Origin of the sequence: Salifodinibacter halophilus, assembly GCA_012999515.1 — a bacterium.
Taxonomy (GTDB): Bacteria; Pseudomonadota; Gammaproteobacteria; order Nevskiales; family Salinisphaeraceae; genus Salifodinibacter; species Salifodinibacter halophilus.
In genome coordinates this window covers 1-233 of record JABEEB010000798.1, presented here as the reverse complement: position 1 = coordinate 233, position 233 = coordinate 1, and the positions used below count along the sequence as shown (strand labels likewise).

Annotated in this window: 1 protein-coding gene; it reads left to right on the top strand. The window is 72.5% G+C overall.

Features of this window, described 5'->3' with window-relative positions; all coding sequences use genetic code 11:
- Nucleotides 1-146: hypothetical protein (locus HKX41_13785; GenBank protein NNC25204.1), on the top strand; the 146-nt coding region annotated here is incomplete at its 5' end.
- Nucleotides 147-233 lie beyond the last annotated feature (87 nt).

Genomic DNA, 233 nt, shown 5'->3' with positions numbered 1-233 from the left:
TGCAGGGTTTCCTGGAACGCGGCTTCGCCGCGTTCGCGCAATTGGGCGACGTGCGCGAGTTCATCGCCGAGATCGGTTCGGACGAGCGCGACATCGCGCAGCGCCTGTTCGACAGCGACCCCGATCCGTTCCCCGGCCGCGGGTAGCGGCCGATCCCGCAACCGCCCCCTGTAGGAGCGGCGCGAGCCGCGACCGCGGGGTCGCACGCTCGCGCCGCAAGCGAGGTGTCGCGG